28 protein-coding genes and 1 riboswitch are annotated in these 19188 nt (G+C 25.0%); of the genes, 18 read left to right on the forward strand and 10 right to left on the reverse strand.

The features are described from left to right. Positions 1–278: 278 nt before the first annotated feature. Entirely contained in the window at positions 279–1133 is an 855-nt protein-coding gene (locus tag NWE74_RS00100) for a metallophosphoesterase (RefSeq protein WP_258241225.1), read from the reverse strand. Positions 1134–1370: 237 nt separating this feature from the next. On the opposite strand from NWE74_RS00100, the gene NWE74_RS00105 reads away from it, so the two are divergent. Then, positions 1371–1868, forward strand: coding sequence for a hypothetical protein (locus tag NWE74_RS00105; RefSeq protein ID WP_258241226.1), 498 nt, complete (start codon positions 1371–1373; stop codon positions 1866–1868). 184 nt (positions 1869–2052) lie between these two features. Here NWE74_RS00105 and NWE74_RS00110 read toward each other — a convergent pair whose 3' ends face one another. The 7 genes from NWE74_RS00110 to NWE74_RS00140 all read right to left on the reverse strand — a co-directional run bounded on the left by NWE74_RS00110 (position 2053) and on the right by NWE74_RS00140 (position 5605). Beyond that, positions 2053–2199, reverse strand: coding sequence for a YvrJ family protein (locus NWE74_RS00110; RefSeq protein ID WP_258244396.1), 147 nt, complete (start codon positions 2197–2199; stop codon positions 2053–2055). A gap of 14 nt (positions 2200–2213) precedes the next feature. Then, entirely contained in the window at positions 2214–2441 is a 228-nt protein-coding gene (locus NWE74_RS00115; RefSeq protein ID WP_258241227.1) for a DUF2922 domain-containing protein, read from the reverse strand. 97 nt (positions 2442–2538) lie between these two features. Then, the gene (locus tag NWE74_RS00120) at positions 2539–2760 is read right to left on the reverse strand and encodes a DUF1659 domain-containing protein (protein ID WP_258241228.1); all 222 of its coding nucleotides are present in this window, start codon (positions 2758–2760) and stop codon (positions 2539–2541) included. Between the two features lie 291 nt (positions 2761–3051). Further along, positions 3052–3708 (reverse strand): ABC-2 transporter permease, encoded by a 657-nt coding sequence (locus tag NWE74_RS00125; protein WP_258241229.1) that lies wholly within the window; start codon positions 3706–3708, stop codon positions 3052–3054. After that, on the reverse strand, positions 3705–4574 hold the full coding sequence (locus NWE74_RS00130; RefSeq protein ID WP_258241230.1) for an ABC transporter ATP-binding protein: 870 nt from the start codon (positions 4572–4574) through the stop codon (positions 3705–3707). Before NWE74_RS00130 ends, NWE74_RS00125 begins: the two co-directional genes overlap by 4 nt. A 3-nt stretch (positions 4575–4577) precedes the next feature. Continuing rightward, a complete protein-coding gene (locus NWE74_RS00135; protein ID WP_094369153.1) occupies positions 4578–4952 on the reverse strand; it encodes a GntR family transcriptional regulator in 375 nt (124 codons plus the stop codon). A gap of 320 nt (positions 4953–5272) precedes the next feature. Then, positions 5273–5605 (reverse strand): hypothetical protein, encoded by a 333-nt coding sequence (locus NWE74_RS00140; protein WP_258241231.1) that lies wholly within the window; start codon positions 5603–5605, stop codon positions 5273–5275. Positions 5606–5878: 273 nt separating this feature from the next. Between NWE74_RS00140 and NWE74_RS00145 the strand changes: the two genes are divergently transcribed. The 12 genes from NWE74_RS00145 (at position 5879) to NWE74_RS00200 (ending at position 13041) form a co-directional block, all read left to right on the forward strand. Next, positions 5879–6394 (forward strand): hypothetical protein, encoded by a 516-nt coding sequence (locus tag NWE74_RS00145; RefSeq protein WP_258241232.1) that lies wholly within the window; start codon positions 5879–5881, stop codon positions 6392–6394. 191 nt (positions 6395–6585) lie between these two features. Next, positions 6586–6828 carry a hypothetical protein gene (locus tag NWE74_RS00150; RefSeq protein WP_258241233.1) on the forward strand — a complete coding sequence of 81 codons (243 nt, stop codon included), beginning with the start codon at positions 6586–6588 and terminating at the stop codon, positions 6826–6828. 508 nt (positions 6829–7336) lie between these two features. Continuing rightward, on the forward strand, positions 7337–7711 hold the full coding sequence (locus NWE74_RS00155; RefSeq protein WP_258241234.1) for a hypothetical protein: 375 nt from the start codon (positions 7337–7339) through the stop codon (positions 7709–7711). Between the two features lie 125 nt (positions 7712–7836). Continuing rightward, on the forward strand, positions 7837–8103 hold the full coding sequence (locus tag NWE74_RS00160) for a hypothetical protein (RefSeq protein ID WP_258241235.1): 267 nt from the start codon (positions 7837–7839) through the stop codon (positions 8101–8103). A 108-nt stretch (positions 8104–8211) separates the two neighbouring features. Beyond that, positions 8212–8418: a DUF4177 domain-containing protein gene (locus tag NWE74_RS00165; protein ID WP_258241236.1), complete on the forward strand. Its 207-nt coding sequence runs from the start codon at positions 8212–8214 to the stop codon at positions 8416–8418. Positions 8419–8455: 37 nt separating this feature from the next. Further along, entirely contained in the window at positions 8456–9169 is a 714-nt protein-coding gene (locus NWE74_RS00170) for an alpha/beta hydrolase (RefSeq protein ID WP_258241237.1), read from the forward strand. Positions 9170–9356: 187 nt separating this feature from the next. Continuing rightward, the gene (locus tag NWE74_RS00175) at positions 9357–9617 is read left to right on the forward strand and encodes an autorepressor SdpR family transcription factor (RefSeq protein ID WP_258241238.1); all 261 of its coding nucleotides are present in this window, start codon (positions 9357–9359) and stop codon (positions 9615–9617) included. A 9-nt stretch (positions 9618–9626) separates the two neighbouring features. Continuing rightward, positions 9627–10136: a hypothetical protein gene (locus NWE74_RS00180; protein WP_258241239.1), complete on the forward strand. Its 510-nt coding sequence runs from the start codon at positions 9627–9629 to the stop codon at positions 10134–10136. Positions 10137–10336: 200 nt separating this feature from the next. Further along, positions 10337–11074: a hypothetical protein gene (locus tag NWE74_RS00185; RefSeq protein ID WP_258241240.1), complete on the forward strand. Its 738-nt coding sequence runs from the start codon at positions 10337–10339 to the stop codon at positions 11072–11074. A 164-nt stretch (positions 11075–11238) separates the two neighbouring features. Next, positions 11239–11814 carry a hypothetical protein gene (locus NWE74_RS00190; protein WP_258241241.1) on the forward strand — a complete coding sequence of 192 codons (576 nt, stop codon included), beginning with the start codon at positions 11239–11241 and terminating at the stop codon, positions 11812–11814. A gap of 234 nt (positions 11815–12048) precedes the next feature. Further along, a complete protein-coding gene (locus NWE74_RS00195) occupies positions 12049–12309 on the forward strand; it encodes a Mor transcription activator family protein (protein ID WP_258241242.1) in 261 nt (86 codons plus the stop codon). A 153-nt stretch (positions 12310–12462) separates the two neighbouring features. Beyond that, entirely contained in the window at positions 12463–13041 is a 579-nt protein-coding gene (locus NWE74_RS00200) for a hypothetical protein (RefSeq protein WP_258241243.1), read from the forward strand. Between the two features lie 92 nt (positions 13042–13133). On the opposite strand, the gene NWE74_RS00205 is transcribed toward NWE74_RS00200, so the two are convergent. Together NWE74_RS00205 and srtB are read right to left on the reverse strand one after the other, a co-directional pair. Next, positions 13134–14039, reverse strand: a complete 906-nt coding sequence (locus NWE74_RS00205; RefSeq protein WP_258241244.1) for a DUF975 family protein — start codon at positions 14037–14039, stop codon at positions 13134–13136. Positions 14040–14231: 192 nt separating this feature from the next. Further along, entirely contained in the window at positions 14232–14945 is a 714-nt protein-coding gene (gene srtB, locus NWE74_RS00210; RefSeq protein ID WP_258241245.1) for a class B sortase, read from the reverse strand. 211 nt (positions 14946–15156) lie between these two features. Further along, a riboswitch (cyclic di-GMP riboswitch) is annotated at positions 15157–15238 on the forward strand. Between the two features lie 68 nt (positions 15239–15306). On the opposite strand from srtB, the gene NWE74_RS00215 reads away from it, so the two are divergent. The 5 genes from NWE74_RS00215 (at position 15307) to NWE74_RS00230 (ending at position 19188) form a co-directional block, all read left to right on the forward strand. Further along, positions 15307–15861: a thioester domain-containing protein gene (locus NWE74_RS00215; RefSeq protein ID WP_258241246.1), complete on the forward strand. Its 555-nt coding sequence runs from the start codon at positions 15307–15309 to the stop codon at positions 15859–15861. Positions 15862–16046: 185 nt separating this feature from the next. Further along, complete coding sequence (locus NWE74_RS19260) at positions 16047–16217, forward strand: SpaA isopeptide-forming pilin-related protein (RefSeq protein ID WP_420330204.1); 171 nt, start codon at positions 16047–16049, stop codon at positions 16215–16217. 23 nt (positions 16218–16240) lie between these two features. After that, positions 16241–16771, forward strand: a complete 531-nt coding sequence (locus tag NWE74_RS00220; RefSeq protein ID WP_258244397.1) for a prealbumin-like fold domain-containing protein — start codon at positions 16241–16243, stop codon at positions 16769–16771. 336 nt (positions 16772–17107) lie between these two features. After that, complete coding sequence (locus NWE74_RS00225) at positions 17108–17734, forward strand: DUF975 family protein (protein ID WP_258241247.1); 627 nt, start codon at positions 17108–17110, stop codon at positions 17732–17734. 158 nt (positions 17735–17892) lie between these two features. Next, positions 17893–19188 carry a DUF308 domain-containing protein gene (locus NWE74_RS00230; RefSeq protein WP_258241248.1) on the forward strand — a complete coding sequence of 432 codons (1296 nt, stop codon included), beginning with the start codon at positions 17893–17895 and terminating at the stop codon, positions 19186–19188.

A 19188-nucleotide genomic window follows, 5' to 3' on the forward strand; every position in this document is an offset into this window, starting at 1 on the left:
TATACTATTAGCAACTAGGGGGAAATATGGAGTTTAAGCCACTAATAGGGATATCATGGAGCAATATAATAATATTTAGTTTAATTATAATTGGAGTTTGTTATATTGGTATAAAGTTTATAAAAAATATATTTAAAAGATAGTAAAGTATCTCTAATTGAGATACTTTATTTGTGCTCAATAAAACATATATTTTTATTAATACATTTAACTAACTTAATAATAAACGTTTAAATATTTACAATATAATTTAAAATGCCCATAAAATTAAGTCAATATTATTTTGACAATGTAACAACTATAAGTTCAGGTTTATTAAATATTCTCAATGGAATAATACTGTTTCCTAAACCTCTGCTAATAACCATAGATGTATTATTATTTGAGTGAATACCTTCTGTTAGTTTAGGGAAAAAACCTTGGTCTGGAGCAACTAATCCACCTATAAACGGAAGCCTAAATTGACCTCCATGAGCATGTCCAGAGAAAATTAAGTTTACACTACTATTTGAATATATATCAAATAATTCTGGCCTATGAGAAAGTAATATTTTAAAGTTAGTACTACCTTTAGTTAACTTGTTTAACAAGTTCTTAGTTTCAATATTGCTATCATATTCTAACAAATTAGATTTTATAAATGAAGTATCAGCCAATCCTATTATATCGATTGAATCACTACTATTAAAAAACTTAATTTTTTTATTATCTAAAACTACAACTCCACTGTTTTCTAACTCAGATTTAAGGTCTTCATATGAACCAGACCAAGCCTCATGATTTCCAGAAATATAATAGATTGGTGCAATATTAATTGCTTTATTTATTAATTCCATTGAAGTATTAATATTTGTGTTATTTGAATCAATTAAATCTCCTGTAACAACTATTATATCTGGATTTATTTTTTCTATTTTTGCTAATATTTTATTTTGCTTACTTCCAAATTCTTTGTTATGAAGGTCTGATATTTGTAAAATTTTACACCCTTTAAATGTTTCTGGAATAGTATCACTTTTAAATACTATTTGACTTATAGTTATAGAGTTATTTTGCCATCTAAAAAAAGTAAATAACCCAATACTAACACTAGCTATAAATAATATAATTTTTCTTTTCTTTGCTTTAAACATCATATTTTCTCCAATTTATATTTATAGTAATTTTAATACTCCTTTAATTGTTGTATCTAAAAAAGGTATTATACTATGAATAAGCACATTCTTGTATTTTTATTTTATGAAATTTTAGATTTATAATCAATTTAATTTTATTTTTTGTTGAGATAAGTATAGGAAATTTTATATATTTAAAAAAGTAATTATATATTTTGTATAAAGTTAATATAATTACTTTCAAGGGGGGATTTTATGTATTTTATAGATTTTATAATATACCCATTAGTTTATATTATTTTTATGCCTTTACTAACTCTACTCCACGAGTTAGGCCATACTATTCCAGCATTGATATTTACAAAAGGAGAAGTAATTATTAACATAGGAAATTCTAATTTAAATAAGACAATAAAACTAAATAGATTGGTAATTAATCTAAATGGATATAAGTCTTTACTAGATGTGTCTTATGGCTATGTAAATTTGACACCAATAGATAATAGAATTAAGTTGATTTTTATGATTTTAGGAGGTCCATTGACAACACTATTAATTTCAATCTCGCTATATATTTATCTAATAAATTCAAGCTTACCATATGTTTTAATGTTATCATTAAATGGGTTGTTTTTATTTAGTGCATTTGAATTTTTAATAACTATTTTACCTATAAAGTATTCTTTTAGACCTTACGTTGGTTGTACAAGTGATGGTTATAAAATATTACAGTATTTAAAAAGTAGTAATTAAAGTAGAGCAGTAGCACTCTGTTTTAATATTTGAAAAACATATATTTTTATGATTATACTTAACAAGTAAAATGAGTTAATTAATTATAATAATTTAAAGAATATAAAAAGTATTTAGCCTTATAAAAACACCCCAATTATTAGATTTTTTGTCCAATAATTGGGGTGACGTACATTATCCTACCTTATTTTATATTTAATATGTTTTTAGATAATTCATTGATACTATCTGTTAAATTAGCTAGCTTTCCTTCTATCCTAACTAATAAATACATAGAAAGAGCTATTGGAAAACCCATATTAGTTATGATTGTTTGTAAATTACCATCAATAATCATCACTTAGATTATAATCCTAAATCATAATCAGTAGTTCCAGTTTCTACTATTTTAGCATCAACACATGAAACCAAATCATCACCATTTGCTGTAAATATATTTTTAGCTAATATGTTTTCCATAGCAGTTTTTATTTCACTTTCATTTAAATTTTCTCTAGGATTATCAACTGATATAGCAACTTTTTTTCCTAGTACTGTTTTAAAGTTCATAACTAATTTCTTTTTTATTTCCATAATAAATACCCCCATTTTTTAATTAAAGTAAATTTTATACAAATACATATCATTTAGATATATAGTTGGTGTAAATCATAGTTTCATTGATCTTATTTTATGCTGATAGTGTTGTGTTGTCTATCTTTGCTACTTCTAATAATGTGTAGCGTTGTAGAGCTGATAATATTTCTCCTACTGCATAAACCTCATCATTTGATGCTGATGATTTCAAGTTTGAGTAAGTTTTTGTTTTTACCTTTGCTTTTCCTGTTAATTCATCTGTTCCTATTTGGAATTTTAGTTTTAATCCTGATGGATTCTTAGTAGCTATTGCCATGTTTGTACCTCCTTAAGTTTTATTTGTTTCTTGAGATAAGTATAGGAAGTTTATAAGATATGTTATATTAAAATTATTTAGGAAATAATTTTATATATTAAGGTAGTAATTATAGAGTGATTTATAGATATGTTAATTAAATTGCGGTGTAGTGAAGTAACATCAACTTATTTTTTTAGGTACAAAAAAATAAATGCCTATCAACTGTTACATCGGTAGGCACTTTGTTATTAAGATTTTATTCGATTTTCTTGTTTTGGCTTGATATGATGGTGTGCTAATAATAATAAATTAAAATTCTTTTCGCTTATATATAGAAAGAGAGATAAAATAAGAAGATATAAACATTGCCACACTAATAGCAATACAAGATATTCTATAAATTATATTTGCATTGTTTAGATTAATCAAGTATGGTGTTAAAATTACACTTCCACCATTAAATAAAAATAGGGTAATTGCAACGGAAATAAGTAGCATTATCTCTGATTTATCTGATCCAAATTTTAATACTAATGGATACAAAAATGCTGGAACTAAAAGAGCAAATATAATTCCAAAACTGTATCCATAGCCTATTCTTTCTAGGTTCATTGGTTGAGCTGAAATAACAGATAATAACACTACAGTAAGTGTGGCAAGTAAAATTCCTATAAAAGAAAAAATTAGGAAGGAAATGTATCTTGCCATTACAATATCACGTATTTTTACTGGTAAAGTTCTTTCATATTTGCTCCAGTTTGAAGTGTTATCCTTTTGAAGCGCAGTGCTAGTTAAACCTGTAAAAGCGCCTATTTGTCCAAGTATCAATATTGCTAAAAAGCTGTCATTGTTAGAAAATTGCACTGCTCCAATTATGACTGCAAAATTTACAATAATGCAAAAAGCTATTGTCCATTTTAAAGCACTGCCAACTGAATAGAAATTATTTCTTATTAAACCTTTCATTTTGTTTGTTCTCCTTTTGTAATAAGTAGTAAAATTTCATCAATGCTTGTTACATCTAAAGTAACATTTGGATATTTTTTTGAAAAACTAATTTTATCCGAAATTAAAACCTCAATCTGTAAGCCTCTTTGTCTGTAAGAAACATATTCAGATTTTTCAAGTTTATCAAAATCATTTTGTTTCATACGGGCAATACCATAATCATAAATTAAAGTATCTTTACTTTCTGTTAAAATAATTTTACCATCATCAATAACCGCAATATAATCAGCAATTTTTTCAAGGTCACTGGATATATGAGATGATATTAAAATAGAGTTATTCTCATCTTCCACAAAATCTAAAAATGTATCCAGAATTTCTTCTCTTACAACCGGGTCAAGACCGGCTGTAGCTTCATCTAAAATTAGAAAGTGAGCTTTATGAGAAAGAGCAATACTGATTGATAATTTCATAGTCATACCACGAGAAAATGTTTTTATCTTTTTATCACTCGGAATTTTGAATTTTTCAAGATAAGAAAAAAATAAATCTTTATCCCAATTTGTATAGATGTCTGACAAAATCTTTTCCACATTCTTTGCCGTTAAATCTTCGTGAAAATTAACTGTATCGAACACAACACCGATGTCTTCTTTAATATAAGTGACATCATCAGTCATATCGCAACCAAAAAATTTTACTGTTCCACTATCTTTTTTAATAATATTTAAAATTGAATTGATTGTGGTGCTTTTTCCAGCACCATTTTTTCCCACAAACCCCAAAATGGAGCCTTTAGGAATACTAAAAGTTATATTATCTAATTTGAAATCCGTATTTTCATAAACCTTACAAAGATTTTCAACTTTTAAAGCGTAATCCATTTATTAATCCTCCTCATAGAATATTTTAAGTAGTTCTGTTATTTTTTCTAACTTAATACCATTGGTGCGAGCAATATCAGCGGCTATCATTAAATGCTCTTCAACTTGTTTTTGCTGCTCTTCTTGTATGAAATCTTTATTCTGAGCAGCTACAAAGCTTCCTCTTCCTACGGTGGTTTCAATAAAACCATCTCGTGTTAAGTCTTCATAAGCCTTTTGAACCGTGATTACACTAACATGAATTGTTTTAGCAAGTGAACGCATAGAAGGGATTGGGTCTCCTGTTTTTAACTCTCCACTCATAATCATAGCTTTCATTTGTGATGTTATTTGTTCATAGATTGGCTTACTTGTATTACTACTGATTATAATTTCCACATGGCATCTCCTTTCGTAATATAGTGTACTTATTGTATAAGTACATTATAGGCAATTAATACCATATCGTCAACACATAAAAATAGCAGACTATATTTCAAGTCTGCTAAAGATCATATAAACACTTGGTATTTCACTACTTTTTCATATTCGTCGAGCTGTGCCGCTGTGAGCTGATTGTTTAAGCCAAAAGGGTATATTTATAGAGTAGATAATTAGTAAATATAATAATAAAAATAAGTTCAAAATTATTATATAATGTGAAATAAAAAGATTAGTCATTTAAGATATTATGAATCAAGATGTAGGAGCATATGCTGCTATTTTTTTATATACGTATCAATGCGACTATATGCCTCTGCAGGAAACATAAAGCCTCTAATAGCTATACGATCATTGATACTTTCTCCCTTAATAGAGCATACCCTAAAGGAAGAGTCTTCGTCCTGAATCTTACCTATTTGCTTATCGAGATTTAAATCTACTGAATTATCTAATGGCTCACATTTATATTGTTTCTCTCCTAATATTAACAGTGTACCATCAGTATTCCATGTATAAGTATCAAGGTTTAAGTACCTTACATAGAAAAATACATTAATTGATACAATGACTAGTAATATTACAGATATTATTTTAAAGTTTTTTTTCATTTGAATTCCTTTCTAGATATTATATTTTCTTAATAGTAAAAGTACATTTATTTATGAATATTTTACCATTAATAATTATTAATGAGAATACAATCTTAAATCGTAATCAGTGGTTGTAGTTTTTACTACTTCGAATCAATGAAACTATTCTATAATTGGAAAATAATTCAATATTATGTATAATATAATCAAAGTTCACAAGTGTTATATAATGTGAAGTAACGTAACTTTTAAGATTAAATAGATAAATAAGAATTGATAGGGGGGAGTTGAATGGGTAAAATATTAGGTTCTTGGAGTAGTATGCGTAAATATCTTGAAAAAGAAATGCTTGCTGAATGTTTGAATGGACGAGTTAGATATAACTGTACTTCATATATTGGTATGGATGGATGCCGTATTTTTGAAATTTATATTGATAACAATTTGATAAAACAATTTTCTTGGGAAACAGTTAATACATATTTCATTAAAAATAATCATAAAAAAGACTCAAATACTGTTGGCATCATAGGATATTGGGATGGATTTTGGGAGCTTATGGATACTATTTCTATGCAATATCGACCTGAATATACTGATAATGAATTCTGTGAAGCTCTTGAAAACTATCGAAATCAGAGTATTCAAGATAGTATAAATTCTGAAAATCCGTTGGAAAGAATGTTTGCTATATTAGATAGACGTATTGGTAAAAGGACTCTTATTAATATTAAAGAATCGTTAGAAAATCAAGTAGAATGGCTTCAATTTTTCTATCGACTAAGAATGGCTTCGGAGAATATATAAGATATATAAATTACAATTTATTAAGTGAATTTTATATCAATAGAATTCTTATATATTAAATTTATATCAATAAATCCATTAAAATAAAAAGTGAAAAGAGAGTACATTTATAGATTTGGTAATTGGATAAATATGATAATAAAAATAAATTCAAATTTGTTATATATTATGAATTTTAAAAAGGGGAAAAGATGTATTATAATAAACTGATTAAATATTTAGTTATATCTATGAGTTGCATAGTCGTTATTATATCAATATTATCAGGAATGGGAGTTATTCCTAATTTTGAATTGATAGGTTTTTGTATTACGGTTATGGCATTAGAATTATTAGTACTAGCATATAATTCTTATAAATTAGGAAGAAAAAAGTTAGAAGTTATTATTCTTAGTATAATAGGAATATTCATTTTTATTACGACTTCAATATAGTAAGTTCATAGTTATTATATAATTTGAAAACATAAAAGTAAGGAGTATTACAGAGGAATAATTTGATATTTAGTTATAAGATTTATAAAGGATATATTAAAAAGGTAATTGAGCATCTTTAAAATAGATGCTTTTATTGTGTTCAAATATATAAATGGTGTATTTTCACAGTAAGCAAATATATTATATACTTTTTAATTAAGAGATTAAATATAATAATAGATAGTATAATCAAAGTTAATTATCATATGTATACTGTTGTTTTTACAGGATTTAATCCTATGAGCTATATGTGATATGGTACACAATAATGTTACTATATCCTTTTATGGCGTTTATTTGTTGGTATGCTAAAGGTTTTGGTATTTATATAGTGGATAATTAGTAAGTATTGTAATGAAAACAAGTTCAAAATTATTATATAGTGTGAAATAAAAATATGTATGATACTATTTACTTAGTTAATTATACAGAGGATATTATTTGTTATGAGTTTGGGGGAAACACTATGAATATTATTATTATTGTTTTACTTTTAATAATTATCACTTTATCAGATGATTTATTAAAAAAGAAACTTAAGCCAAATGAAGAACTTTTAGAGGAAATTGAAGATTTAGAGTTTTCAAGAAAAAATCTTATATCAAACATAATAATTTTTATTGCCATCGCTATATCTTTAGAGATAAATATGTATTTAAGCGTATTAATGATTATAGTAGCTTTAACATCTGAATGGATTAGAGGCAAATATACTCTGAAATATTTAAATTATAAGAGCGAAAGTGAAAGTACTAAAAAGTATATATTTATTAATATTATTCTTCAGCATGTATATGCAATATTATTAATTATGTATTTTGCTTTTTTTAAATTTAAATAGTTTAAGACAGCAAAATAAAAATATTATTTAGTTGTATAATTAAAGTGCACAATTGTTATATAATGTGAAGTAACGTAACCTTTGATATTACATAGATAAATAGGAATTTAGGGGGAGAAATAAAGATGATAAAATTTTTAAGTGTATCATTGGTGATTTTGGGAATTTCATCTGTTATTGTAGCTATAGTAGAATATGATAAAACATGTATAGGAAAATATAATAAAATTAAATTATTTATAGATTTAGTTACTGGATTTTCTTATGCAATAATGGGGCTATTAGTAATGTTAAAAGTAATATCAGGAAGATATCTTGGTTTTATGGTGATTTTATTTGCTATTTTAAATGGTTTAATCAATCATAGAATTAAAACTCAATCAAATCGTTAAAATCAGAAGATATAAAGGTAGAGTCCAATTTGTAGAGTGCATTTTGTGAAAAATCTTTATATATTATAAATATGATTATGTAGTACAATTTTCGTAGAGGGGGATATGATGTTTGAATATAAATTTATAGAAGTGCCATTAAAGCAAGGATTTAAAGTAAAAAAAGGCGATCATTTTGAAAAATGTAAAAATATTATTAATGAAGAAGCAAAAAATGGATGGAGATTAAAGCAAATAGTTGTTCCACCAGTAGATAGTAATGGAATGTATTGTCCATATTGTTATCAAATAATATTTGAGAAAGAAATAGGTTAAAAAGGAGGATAAAACTTCTACAATACAGGAGGATATGATGATAAAAGAGTATTTTAAAATAGAAGAAATACCTGCAATTTTATGGGGAGAAAGTTCAGAAAATATATTTATAGCAGTACATGGAAATATGTCAAACAAAGAAGATGATGTCATTTCCATATTTGCAGAACAAGCTGTGAAATTAGGATATCAAGTGATTAGTTTTGATTTACCTGAGCATGGTGAACGAGATAAAGAAGGAACACCATGTAAAGTACAGAACTGTGTAAGAGAACTTGATTTAATTATGAGTTATGCAAAACAATATTGGAATAATATTAGCTTGTTTGCATGTAGTATGGGGGCATATTTTAGCTTACTAGCATATAAAAATGAACCTATAAATCAAGTACTATTTCTTTCACCAGTTGTGAATATGGAAAGAATTATAAATAACATGATGAAATGGTTTAATATAGATGAGAAACAATTAAAAAATCAAAAAATAATAGAAACGCCTATAGGACAAAAGCTATATTGGGACTATTATTGTTATGTAAAAGATAATCCAATTGATACATGGAATAATTCAACAAACATATTATATGGATCAAAAGATGATTTATGTGAAATAAATTTTATATTTGAGTTTGTAGAAAAATTTAAGTGTAATATAGCTGTAATGGATGAAGGGGAACATTATTTTCACACAAAAGAACAATTAAAGTTTTTTGAAGAATGGCTATCAAATAATATACGTAAGATTATATAATTTATAAAAAGCAGGTATCATATATAATGCAGATATATATAACTGTTAATTATATTATCAGAATAAATTCATTATTTTATAAAACATTTATAAAAATAGTGGGTTTATTTAACATTAATGTATATACTATAAATATAAATATTTAACTAATTAGTTAAATATTTATATTTATAGCAAGGAGGACACTATGGTAAAAGTATTTAAAGCATTAAGTGATCAAACTAGAAGAGAAATTTTAAAGTTACTTAATGAAAAAGATATGAATGCAGGAGAAATAGCCAGCCATTTTAATATGTCTAAGCCTGCAATATCTAAACATCTAGATATTTTAAAAGAAGCTGAGCTTATTAGCTCAGAAAAAAGGGGACAATTTTTAATTTATTCTATAAATTTATCAGTTCTTCAAGAAGTACTTGGAAATTTTTTAGATATTTTTAAAAAAGTATAGGAGGGTATTATGGAAATTGTAGGTTTAATATTACTTGCAACATTATCAATTATAAACTGTATAAATGCACCAAAAACTTTAGGGCTTTCAAAAGATAATCCTAAAGTTAAAACTGCTCAAAAGCTACAAATAATATTTTTAATATTTGCTATAGGTAGCTTTATAGTTCTATCAATAGGGCTAGACGATATATTTTCTTCTGGAGCTACTGATAAAATATTAGTTATAATAAATGCTGCTATAATTATGTATTTTGGAAATTCACTACCTAAGTTACAAATTTATAAAAACATATGTGCAAGCAATACTTGGGCAATGGGGGATGAAAAAATTTGGAAATATGCAGGTAAAGGCTTTGCATATTTATCATTTTTAATTGGAATTTTAATGATTATATTAAGTTTTTACTTTGATGCTAATAATGTTAAAACAGTATGTCATTTTATTTGGATTGCATTACCTTCGTTATATTTATTGCTTCATTGTAGTAATAAATTTAGGGTTACTAATATTAAATAAGTACTGGTATTATAACAAGCAGATATGTAGGAGATGTTTAAATAAGATTGATAAGTGGTACATAAATTATAAAAAACAAATAACCATAGAATTATGGATATTTGTTTTTTTATTTAACTTGTGATAAATACATGATATTTTATTGTTAGATTAAAAATTTCTGCTACAATTGAATAAAAAGGAGTTGGGGAGCTATTAAAATGATTAATAATATTCAATACAATAGTGTAGAGGATGAAAATGTAGTTGTATTTTATAACAATGATGTATTTGCTAAAGAAACTTTAGAAAACGCTAAGATATGTATAAATAAATTATATAAAGAACTTTTAGTAGAAGAAGATATATTTAAAAATAAAATTAATATATATCTAGCACCGAATAGAAATGAATTTGAATATCTTGTACCAAATATCTTGAAAATTAATATAAAAATGCCCACAAGTAAAGGGAGAATTGCACAGCCTCAAAGAATTGATTTAATTCTTCTATGCCCATCAGCATACCAAACTGATTCAATATATAAGTATGACTATGAAGAGTACAAAAGACTTTTAATGCATGAGATGGTTCATATGTTTCATGAACATTTAAGTGTAGATATGGAGAATATAGCGAGATGGTTTAGTGAAGGTTTAGCTGTATATTTATCAGAGCAATATAAGTATGAAGATGAATTTAATAAACCTGTAATTGATGGAATAGCAAATAATAAAATACCTAAAATTTCAGATATAATTGATGATGTTATGCTTTCATATGATTGGGGATGGACTCTTGTTAAGTATATAAATGATACTTGTGGATTTGATGAAGTACTTAATATAATGAGAAACTGCGGAAGTAGTGATGTTATAGGCTTTATTAAAGAAGACAAAGTTGAGTTTGAAGAAAAATGGAGAGCATGGTTATTTAATTTGAGTGTGAAACCTAAATAATTGCGTAAATGGTCATATTTCAGACTTGAATGGTAAAATTTGAAAAATATATACGTGATATAATTAAATATAGTAAGTATTAACAAAAACTTAAAATAACTACAATTAAAAAACTATCTTGAAATAGTTAAATAAAATATTGCATATTATACAGGAGGACAATAATGTTAGCAATTGATTTAATGATGATAGGCTTACTTATATTTAGTGTTATCTTATTAACTGGAGTAAAAATAATGATTAAAAATAAATACATTAAATCAATAATATTTTTACTTATAATGTATGCTCCATTTTCAAATCTTATAGAAGGATATATGTTAGGCGAGTTCAGTATAACCTTTATAATAATATCTATTATAGTAATACTATTAATATTTTGGTGGGGATATAAAAGTAATAAGCATATATACTCAATTCATAATGCAAAACAAAAGGATATAATAAACATTATTGAGAGTTATTTAGAATTAAAAAATATAAAATATGAGACAACAGAACCAGATATATATTTGACTGAGCTTTGTAAAACTATACATATTGATAGTTATACAGAAATAAATTTAGATTGTAGAGATATAAAAGATCTAGATTTTTATAATGAATTAGTAGAAAATGTGAGACTAAAAATTAAAAAAATAAAGGGAAGTCGTATTTCTTTAGAGGGACTATTTTATCTAGCTGGCTTTGGAATTGTGTACTGGATTAGAGGCAGCTTTTTAGTTGGTTTTATAAAATAACATATTAAAAAAAATATCTATATAAAAGATAAAAATAACTGTACCTTATAGCTAAATATTGAAATTGCTAAGGTACAGTTGTTTTTATGATAAACCATATCAAAGATATCAGCATTATCCATGCTGTCACCACGAAATATTATAATGTTGAAAAATGTAAAAATGACACAATAAAAAAACTGCTAATTAAGTGATAAAATATACTTAACAAATATTTTATCAAGGAGCTAAAATATGTTAGAAGAATTAACGTATGAACAACTACCAGACTCATTAAAAGATATAGCTGATGCAATAGGGCTACAAAGCTTGAAGAATTTAATAAAGCTAGCTGGTGGAAGTACTATATACATACCTAGTGAAAAAAAATTAACAAAGCCAGTTAGAGATAAAATGATAAGAAGTTCTTTTAATGGAGATTATAAACGTTTATCGAGAAAATTTAATATGACTGAAGTTCAAATAAGAAATATCATAAAATCTAGCACTATATAAATATAATATCAGTTTAAAAGTATTTTAGACTAGCTAATGAAATTAAAATAGAACCATTTGTAACTTTTTATTAATTGAAAAAGTAATAAATACTAATATATACTATAATTAGTTACTATTATTGGGAAATATAGTAAATATCAGGGGGGATATATGAAGAAACTAATAACTTTAGCTATATTGCTAATAACATTGACCATAACAGGATGCACTCAAACCAAGGATTTTCAAATAGAATACAATAGCTTATCTAAAGAGCAAGAAGAAATAATAAATTTAACAGGTAACAGAATTTTTAGATACAATTTAGAAAATTTACCTAATGACAAAAATTATCAATTAAATTTAGTATATGAAGTTTATAAAGACGGTAAAAAAGTAAAAGAAGAGCAGATACTGAGTTCATGGTATGAGCCAACAAAGGAAAAATTAGAAGACACTACTGTAGCTATAAATATGCAAGATAATAAAATAAGATGCCAAGAGGGTGGTGCTTCTGCGAGCCTTGATATAAAAGAAGATATATCACAATTATCATACCATTACTTTACTAGCGGTAAAAAAATAAAACTTGGAGATGACATATATTTATTTCATGGGGTAAAAGGCGATAAGGGTATTTTATATTCAGATTTAGGTCTGTTATCTGATAAAGATGTAAATGAGAATATTAAAGAGAACGAATTGAATGTATTTGTAAAACTACAATGTAAAGAGATAGAAAATAAATAAATTAGATATTTCAAATCATAAAAGACTAAACAAATAAAGTATAGTAGATATAGTTTTATTAATACAAACTTATCTACTATACTTATTTTTACTTATAAAGAAGTTTTAAAACCTGGTAATTCATTTACATCTGTAAATTCATTTTGTATTGCATTTTCACGAAGCGTAGCATATAGTTCAGCGAATGTAGATTCTCTGTAAGGATTAACATAAAAAATTCCTACCAATCCGAATGTGATACCTGATAAAATATCCCATCCAATAAAAGATAACTCTAGAACAAAAGTATCCAACTTTTGACCATCCATCATATATTTGCTAAGTTCAAATGCACGTTTTCTATCAATATCTGGATTTTCTGAAAGTATATATTCAATCATATAATATTCATAATGCTTTATAATCCCAGGTATAATAAGCAATAATGTCCATAAAAATGTAAATAAATCTACAAAGAAGATTGTTATTGCAGGTTTTATAAACTTAGACTCTTTAAATAAAAAGAATATATCTCCTACTTTACGGTCATTTTCTCTAATTCCCATAAAGAAGTTGTTTTTGCCTATTATTATAGGGTTAAATACAAGTACTTTAAGGACAGTACCTATAAGGGCAACACATATTGAGATTAAAATAACTATTAGAACTGAAACACCTGAAAATAAATTGTATATAGAGTTAAATATAAATTCAATAAAATTACCTATAACCCCTCCAATTGAATACTTTTCAGCAAATTCAGAAGCACTGTTGGTTTTATTGTCTAAATTAAACTCTTGATCAAATTCATCATTTTCATAGATCTCACCAGTTATGTCACCAGAATCTTGTGATTGATTATAATTAATTGAACCTTCAACACGATTACTTGCTGAGTTATATCCACCATCAAATACTGCACCTAACAAGTATACTATGATACATACTATAACAGATTGTTTATACAGTCTCTTAAAATTAATTTTTGCTCTTTTTTTTAATTCTTCCCTAGTCCACATAAAAATCCCCCTATTCTTAAAGTATTTCTAATATATAGGTATTATTAATAGTTATTATATTATACATGTTATTTAAAATGTTTACAATTTATGGAAATTAAAAATAGAACAAAAACATTATATTTAAAGCCACTACATTGGATACATGAAGTGTAGCATAAACGCAGTGGCTTAATTAAAAGGAAATTTTTATTATAGCAGCTTTGCATGAATAACCATTCTAGCATTTTCAAACTCATAACTACAAGTAGAAAGCGTAAGGATTCTATCTGAAGTATTTACATTTGAGTTATTATCAAATAATGATTTATTACTTATCTTGTCTAAAAATTCTTCATATTTATAATCATTTTCAAAATTAGTCTGTATATAATTATCATTAGCATCTGTTACATAAACAGAAAACACTTGATACTTTAAAACTTTGTTGTTAGAAGTTGTTATAATTATTTTATTATTTTTATTAAAAAAATTAGGATTTTTAAAATACTTTAACTCACCAAACATTGTATCATTTTTCATATAATGCCCATAAATTATAGTGTTTTTATCTGAAAATTTATTATTTCTAAAATCTAAAAATATAGAACCTGAAGCTAAATTTGATTTATTAATATCTTTCTTTAGATAATATTCATTGTCTTTAGCTTGAAGTATAGGATAATCAATATTTGTATTATTTATATTTATCCAACCCCTATAATCTGAATTAATACTAGATAAATCTAATGCTTTTTTATTTGTTTTATTATTGTTATTTAAAGTAATATTTTTCTTTATTTCTTTTATTTGAGTATAAACTTTATCAGCTTTTTTATATTGTATAGATTTATTTAATATTTTATAAGAGCTAAATAGCAAAATACCAATTAAAATTATATTTAAAATTTTTCTTATATTATTCATTTAAATTCTCCTCAAAGTTTTTACTATTATTTTTTACAATAATAGCATATAAATTTTTATAGATACAAGTTAAAAAATATTTAATGTTAAAATATGGTAAAAAATATTGATTATAAAACTTAATTATGATTAAATAAAATACAAATTAACTTATATATACTTTAAATTAAAATGTTTAATTGCGAAACAACTTTAATTTAAAATGTTATATATTACTTTTAGAATCTATGAAATATATCCTTACTGTGGTTGCCTTGGGTATATGGGGATAATGGTACAACCGGCTAAATAACTAATTATTTAGCCGGTTTTTTTGTATTAACATTTATAATTTTATAAATGTTATTTAAGAGGAGGAAATATGAAAAATTTAAAAAAACTTATATCAATTATAATGGTAATAGCATTTTTTATAAATCCATCACTATCAAGAGCTATGAATACAGAGAATAAAGAAAGTGAAAAACTATATCTAGCTTACTGCGAAAATAATGATATAGGAGTTAGTATAAGGGTGGTAGATGGAAAAGGTCATGATGGAAAGGATAATATTGTGTATTGCTATGATAGGAACAATAAATATCCAAGCATAAGTGGAGGATATGAAGAGCACAAAACATATTATACAAGAGTAGATAGTTACTTAAATACAAATGATCCTTATGCAGATAAATATGGAAAAGATAAAAAAGAAAGAATAGCATCTGTATTATATCAAGGATACCCAAATGACAATAGCGGACTTATACAAAAAAATAGACTAAGTGAATATGAAGCCATGAAAATGACTCAGTATTTAATATGGGATATAACAGAAAATACAGACTATGAATTAAAGCCATATGATAGGATAAATCAGAGAATGGCTAATTACTATAATGACTTATTAAAATTATCAAAAATAGATAAGTTTTAAACAAGGAGATCTTGATTTAATTGGAAAATTAGAATTTTCTAAACAAGAAAACAACTGGAATACAGATAAACTATATACAACAGGAGATAAAGGAGAATTTTCATTTAAAGACTTACCAGAGTACATGGAAATTAGAGATTATAAGACTCACAAAAAAATAACAGGAGGAAAATAGTGGAAAAATAATAGAAAGTAAATTAACTGATGGAAGAGGAGTTGCACAATTTCAACTAAAAGAAGGTAGCTACACATATCAAGAAGCATTAGGTTTAAAAGGATATATTATAGATAATAAAGAACAATATTTTAATATAAGTAATAACAACGTATTAATTGAAAAAAAAAGTAGTAAATAAGTCTATTATAAGGAAGCTTAGAAATAACAAAGGTAGATGAAGAAAATAAAAAACCACTTTCAGAGGCAATGTTTATTATAAAAGATGAAAATGGTTTTATAGTAAGAAAAGAAACAAGTGATCAAAATGGTATAGTAAAGTTTGAAAACCTGACATATGGGAAATACACATATAAAGAGATATTTGCACCGGATGGATATGAAATAGACTATAAGGAATATCAATTTGAAATAAAAGAACTAGATGAAAAAATTAAAGTTACTTGTGAAAATAAAAAAGAAACTATAGTTGAAAATATTATAGCTGATAAAAATAATATAGAGAATAAATACAATGATAAAAAGAAAAATCTAGCCAATAAAATAGAGTCATTAAGTAATAAAGTAGATAGCAAAGTTGATAATAAATCAGATTCAACTAATAATAGTTTAGAAAAAAATAAAAGTTTAGTTTCACCTGCAACTGGAGATAAAGGAATAGGTATATATATAATAGTGGGAGCTATATCAGTTATTGTATTATACTTACTAAACAGAAAAAAAGATATTGAATAAATATAAAAGTACACACTTTTTATATTGTCTTATATATAATATAACGATAGATGAAATTTTATTTTTTGAAACAGAAAAAAATTGTATTAGCATCTATACAACAAAAGATAGATATGTTCCTTTTAATTATTAAATATGAAAATTATATTAAATATTATATAAAAATATAGTATTAATCAATAAAATTTAAATGTTAAGGATATTATAAGTATATAACTATAAAATAGATAAAAAATCTATATTTATATTGTAAAATTAAATTGAATAATAGTTAGGGACGATATATACTAATAAATAGTTTCAAAAAAATGGAAGCTAAGAAAGGAAGATAAAATCGTGACAAGAGCAATCTTAAAAAGTAATGCAAAACAGCAACTAAAAGGAAAATGGGGATTAGCTATAATTGTTTGTATAATATATACATTTATAACTCAATCAGCCACTGCATCTACAAGCTCAAGTTTAGTACAACATACAGATAAAATATTCATAACTTTAAATATAATAGGCTGGTTATTATATGGATCAATAACAGCAGGACTTGCAAGATTTACACTTAATCTAGCTAAAGATAAAGAGAGTGCTAAATTTAGTGATTTATTTTCACAATTTAAGTTATTCTTTAAATTATTATTAATGTCAATAGTAATTAATTTAGCCGTAGTATTAGGTACAATTTTATTTATAATTCCAGGTATTATAGTAGCTTTAATGTTTTCGCAATCATATTATATATTAGTTGAAAATCCGGAGTTATCATTTGTAGAATGTCTATCAAGAAGTGCATCTATGATGAAAGGACATAAAATGGAATTATTTATATTGGATCTAAGTTTCTTAGGATGGTTTATATTAAGTATAATTTCATTTGGAATAGGATTTATATGGTATATGCCATACTATGAGATGACAATGACTAATTTCTATTTAAACTTAAATAAAAAAGAAATACTAGATATATAATAAAAGCTCACCTTATAGGGTGAGTTTTTATTTTATAGTAATTGTTTGTTACCTCATAGTTAAAAATATGTAATAAATTAAAAAAATATGTTACAATATGGATGAAATAATTTAAATTAATTTATATGTGATATTTAAAATGGGGGGGGGAGGAAAAAATGAAAATATCTATAAATAAATCATATGTTAACAGAGGAAATTTAATTTTCACAGGAATTTCATTAATGATTATAGGCGCTATTATTTTATATGGAAAGACTAACTTCCTAAACATAATTATAAAAGCTATTGCAATTGCATTAATTATAAATGGAACTTCTCAAATTATAAGCAGATTTGTAAAAAGAAAAGACAATATAAGCCAAAATGTTACAATTGGACAATCTATGTTAAATTTAATCTTAGGGTTTGGTATATTTTATTTAAAAAATATATCTTTATCTTTATTGCCTATCGTATTTGCATTATATTTAATACTAAATGGCACAGTTAAGTTAATTTCAATATATATATACGCTAAAAATCAAATTAATATAAAATTAGGACTAATAATTGAATGTATAGTATACTTTGGTTTTGGAATTACATCTTTATTTTCACCATTAATGCATTTAGATACAGTACTTGTAATTATAGCTATTTACTTTATTTTATTTGGAATTAACTTTATAAAAGATTTTATAAGAGAAATACTACCCGTAAATACAAAGACGAAATTAAAAAGAAAAATTAGAATAACATTACCTGTTTTTTTAGTAGCATTAATACCACATAAGGTTTTAAAGAAGGTAAATGAGTATTTTGAAGTTAATAATAATGTTGTAGACGAAAATGACAAAAAAAATGAAGAGGATATAGACTTAGAAGTATTTATACATGTGACACCTAATGGAGTTGGTGTAGTAGGTCATGTGGACTTATATTATAATGGTGAGATAATATCTTATGGAAATTATGATGAATCTTCGTATAAGTTATTTGGAATAGTTGGAAAAGGGACATTATTTAGTTGTGATAAATCTAAGTATATCAATTTTTGCACAAGTTATTCGAAGAAGACATTATTTAGTTATGGATTAAAATTAAATGATGAACAAAGAAAAAATATAGAAAATAAAATAAAGGAAATAAAATCGAACTTAGTAGAATGGGAACCTCCTGTTGTTTTAGCTGATGATGAACACAATATAGACGATTATAAAGACTATGCAAGTATGTTATATAAATCGACTGGAGCAAAGTTTTTCAATTTCAAATCAGGAAAGTTCAAAACTTATTTCGGATTAAACACAAACTGTGTGTTATTAGCAGATAGTGTAATAGGTAATTCAGGAACAGATATTCTTGGTATCGGTGGTATAATAACACCTGGTACTTATTATGAATATTTAAAACGTGAATTTTCGAAAAGAAATAGTATAGTTGTTAGTAGAAATATTTACAAACAAAAATAA

The organism is Romboutsia lituseburensis (assembly GCF_024723825.1).
GTDB lineage: Bacteria > Bacillota > Clostridia > Peptostreptococcales > Peptostreptococcaceae > Romboutsia_F > Romboutsia_F lituseburensis_A.